General features: G+C 72.1%; 5 protein-coding genes. 3 read left to right on the forward strand and 2 right to left on the reverse strand.

What is annotated here, in order from left to right:
• Both PHC73_RS12215 and PHC73_RS12220 read right to left on the reverse strand, forming a co-directional pair.
• The coding region (locus tag PHC73_RS12215) for a uracil-DNA glycosylase (protein ID WP_300128656.1) at positions 1 to 617 on the reverse strand (617 nt) is incomplete at its 3' end.
• 13 nt (positions 618 to 630) lie between these two features.
• Positions 631 to 1,497 (reverse strand): YicC/YloC family endoribonuclease, encoded by an 867-nt coding sequence (locus PHC73_RS12220; RefSeq protein WP_366949876.1) that lies wholly within the window; start codon positions 1,495 to 1,497, stop codon positions 631 to 633.
• A 173-nt stretch (positions 1,498 to 1,670) separates the two neighbouring features.
• Between PHC73_RS12220 and rph the strand changes: the two genes are divergently transcribed.
• The 3 genes from rph to PHC73_RS12235 are packed head-to-tail and all read left to right on the forward strand — an operon-like array spanning position 1,671 to position 3,725.
• Positions 1,671 to 2,387: a ribonuclease PH gene (rph, locus tag PHC73_RS12225; protein ID WP_300128662.1), complete on the forward strand. Its 717-nt coding sequence runs from the start codon at positions 1,671 to 1,673 to the stop codon at positions 2,385 to 2,387.
• Positions 2,387 to 2,995 carry an RdgB/HAM1 family non-canonical purine NTP pyrophosphatase gene (gene rdgB, locus PHC73_RS12230; protein ID WP_300128665.1) on the forward strand — a complete coding sequence of 203 codons (609 nt, stop codon included), beginning with the start codon at positions 2,387 to 2,389 and terminating at the stop codon, positions 2,993 to 2,995. The genes rph and rdgB overlap by 1 nt, the downstream gene beginning before the upstream one ends.
• Complete coding sequence (locus tag PHC73_RS12235; RefSeq protein ID WP_300128668.1) at positions 2,988 to 3,725, forward strand: ABC transporter ATP-binding protein; 738 nt, start codon at positions 2,988 to 2,990, stop codon at positions 3,723 to 3,725. The genes rdgB and PHC73_RS12235 overlap by 8 nt, the downstream gene beginning before the upstream one ends.
• The last annotated feature ends 109 nt before the right edge of the window (positions 3,726 to 3,834 follow it).

Below are 3,834 nucleotides of genomic sequence, written 5' to 3' on the forward strand. Positions count from 1 at the left end.
TCGGCCAGCACGGCCTCGAACTGGGCGGCGGTCAGGCGGCCGGTCTGCACGTTGTAGCGGCTGGTGTGGTAGCTGTCGAGCAGCCAGCGCTCACGGGGCAGGCGGTGGCGCGCGCCGTGGGCGAAAGGATGGCGGCTTGGCCGTTCGCCGAGCGCCTGCAGCACCGCCTGATGCGCGATGCGGCCGAGCGCCACGATCACGCCGCCGGCCGGCAGGCGGCCGAGTTCTTCGGCCAGGTAGGGGTTGCAGGTGGCGATCTCGGCGGGCGTCGGTTTGTTGGCCGGTGGCACGCATTTCACGGCGTTGGCGATGCGGCAGTCGATGAGCCTTAGATCATCGACGGCGGCGAGTGATTCCGGCGCGCTCGCAAAGCCCTTGGCGTGCAGGCCGCGGTACAGCAGCAGGCCGGCATAGTCGCCGGTGAAAGGCCGGCCGGTGCGATTGGCGCCGTGCAGGCCGGGCGCAAGACCGACGATCAGCAGCCGCCCGCCGGGCGTGCCGAAGCCCGGCACCGGCGCTGCGAAATAGTCGGCCCGCTCGGCGCGTATCCGGTCCAGAAAATCCGCCAGGCGCGGGCAGCGGCGACAGTGCGGATCGTGCAGCGCGATGGCGGTCATGGGGTGCGGGGGCTTACTCGATGTTCTGGATTTGCTCGCGCATCTGCTCGATCAGCACCTTGAGGCCGACCGCGGCCTGGGTGATTTCCATGTCGATGGCCTTGGAGCCGACGGTGTTGGCCTCGCGGCCGAGCTCCTGCATGAGGAAGTCGAGCCGCCGGCCGACCGCGCCGCCCTTGGCGAGGCAGTCGCGGATTTCCTTGATGTGGATGGCGATGCGGTCGAGTTCCTCGGCGATGTCGCCTTTCTGTGCCGCCAGCACCAGTTCCTGTTCCAGCCGCGCCGGCTCGACGGGCACACCGAGCGCGGCGATGCGCTCGCGGATTTTTTCGCGCCAGGCGTCGCGGATGGCCGGCATGCGCGTGCCGATTTTCTGCGCCAGCTCCAGCACGCCGGCGGCGCGTTCCTCGATCAGCGCCGCCAGGCGCTCGCCCTCGCGCCGGCGGGTGGCCTTCAGTTCGGCAAAAGCGGCGTGCAGGCTGCGCAGCGCCTCGGCCTCGATGGCGTCCTGATCGCCCTCGGCGGATTTGATCACGCCCGGCCAGCGCAGCACGTCGAGCGGACTCAGCGGCATGGCGTGCGTGCCTAGGTGCTCGCGCACCTGCGCGGCGGCGGCCAGCAGCGCGCCGAGCGCCGGCTCGTTGATGTCGAGGCTGGCGGCGTCGGCCGGCGGCGTGTGGCGCAGGGTGATGTCCACCTTGCCGCGGCCGAGTTCGCGGCTGGCCAGCTCGCGCACGCGCGGTTCGAGACCGCGCAGCGCGTCCGGCAGGCGCAGCGACAGCTCCAGGTAACGGTGGTTGACGCTGCGCAGTTCCCAGGTGAATTCGCCGTGCGGCCCGCTGTGGCTGGCGCGGGCGAAGGCGGTCATGCTGGAAATCATGGGTGATCCAGGGCGAAGGGCAGGGGCCGGCAAGTGTAGCGGACGGCCCGGGCCGCCTCCGGCTGGCAGCCGGCTCGGGCCGGCGGGCTACAATGCCGGCCCGGCTTGCCCGCACCGCCGACGGCGGTGGCCACGGGCGCCGGCCCCATCTTTTGCCACCTCCAGGACACCCCATGCGCCCGAGCGGCCGCCGGCCGGACGAGCTCCGTCCGGTCACCATCACCCGTCATTTCAGCAAGCACGCCGAGGGCTCGGTGCTGATCGGTTTCGGCGACACGCGCGTCATCTGCACCGCCAGCGTGGAGGAGCGCGTGCCGGGCTTCAAGCGCGGTTCCGGCAGCGGCTGGGTGACGGCCGAGTACGGCATGCTGCCGCGCGCCACCCATTCGCGTAACCAGCGCGAAGCCGCCAGCGGCCGCCAGGGCGGGCGCACACTCGAAATCCAGCGCCTGATCGGCCGCGCGCTGCGCGCGGTGGTCGATCTCACCGCGCTCGGCGAGCGCACCGTCACGCTCGACTGCGACGTGATCCAGGCCGACGGCGGCACGCGCACGGCGGCCATCACCGGCGCCTACGTGGCGCTGGTGGACGCGGTGGCGAGCCTGCGCAAGCGGCGGGCGGTGACGCGCGATCCCATCCACGGCGCCGTCGCCGCGGTGTCGGTCGGCATCTTCGGCGGCCAGCCGGTGCTGGATCTGGACTATGCCGAGGATTCCACCGCCGAGACCGACATGAACCTGGTCATCAACGACGCCGGTGCCTTCGTCGAGATTCAGGGCACGGCCGAGGGCCACGCGTTCCGTACCGACGAACTGACGCGGATGCTCGCGCTCGGCCAGCAGGGCGTGGCCGAGCTGATCGCGCTGCAGCGCGCGGCGCTGGAGGGTTGATGCATCTGGTGCTGGCGAGCGGCAACCGCGGCAAGCTCGCCGAGCTGCGCGGGCTGCTGGCCGATCTGCCGCTGACGCTGGCGTCGCTGGCCGATTTCACCGCCGAGGCGGCCGAGGAGACGGCGCCCACGTTCGTCGAGAACGCCATCGCGAAGGCGCGCTTCGCCGCGCAGGCGAGCGGCCTGCCGGCGCTAGCGGACGATTCGGGCCTGGAAGTCGACGCGCTCGGCGGCGCGCCCGGCGTGCGCTCGGCGCGCTTTGCCGGGCCTGACGCCGACGACGCCGCCAACCGGCGCCTGCTGCTCGAGCGCCTGGCACACGTGCCGGCCGGCGCGCGCCGGGCGCGCTTTCGTTGCGTGCTGGTGTACCTGCGCCACGCGGACGATCCGTGGCCGCAGATTTTCACCGGCACCTGGGAGGGCGAGATCGCGCTCGAGGAAGCCGGCAGCCACGGTTTCGGCTACGACCCGTTGTTCTGGGTGCCGGCGCGGGGCTGCACCGCCGCCCAGCTCGCGCCGGCCGACAAGGCGCTGTTGAGCCACCGCGCGCAGGCCACGGCGGCGCTGCGCGCGTTTTTGCAGGATCGGCTCGCGCCTTCGCATGACTGACACGCCGGTGCTGGCGGTGCGGAATCTGGCCAAGTCCTACGCCGGCCGGCGGGCGGTGGATGGCGTCACGTTTCACGTGGCGCCGGGCGAGATCGTCGGCCTACTGGGGCCGAACGGCGCCGGCAAGACCACCATCATCAACATGATCTTGGGTCTGCTGGAGCCAGACGCGGGCGAGATCGCCATCGACGGCATCGATCTAGCCCGCCGGCGCGCGGCGGCGCTGTCGCGCGCCAATTTCACGGCCGTGTCGGCGGCGCTGCCGGGCAATCTGACGGTGCGCCAGAACCTGCGCCTGTTCGCCGGGCTGTATGCCGTAGCGCGGCCGCGCGCGCGGGTGGACGCGTCGCTGCGGGAGTTCGGGCTGGTGGCGCTGGCCGGACGACGCTGTGGGCTTTTGTCTTCCGGCGAGCAGGCGCGCGTCGGGCTTGCCAAGGCCATGCTGAACACGCCGGCGCTGTTGCTGCTGGACGAACCGACCGCCTCGCTCGATCCTGCCGCGGCGTTGGCGCTGCGCGGGCGTATCGTCGAACTCACGCGCGGGTCTGGGCGTGGCGTGCTGTGGACCTCGCACAACATGGCCGAGGTGGAGGCGGTGTGCGATCGGGTGCTGCTGCTGTCGCGCGGCCGCATCCTGCTCGACGGCGCGCCGTCGGCGTTGGTGCGCGAACACGGCGCGTCGTCGCTCGAAGCGCTGTTCCTGCGCCTGGCCGGCGGCGAGCTCGCATGAACGGCCGGCGTGTGCTGGCGCTGCTGCGCCGCCAGTTCGATCTCATGCGCTCGTCGCCGGCGCGCGTGCTGCCGCTGTTCGCCTGGGTGGCGGTGGACATGGTGCTGTG

Source organism: Immundisolibacter sp. (genome assembly GCF_028696615.1).
Classification (GTDB): domain Bacteria; phylum Pseudomonadota; class Gammaproteobacteria; order Immundisolibacterales; family Immundisolibacteraceae; genus Immundisolibacter.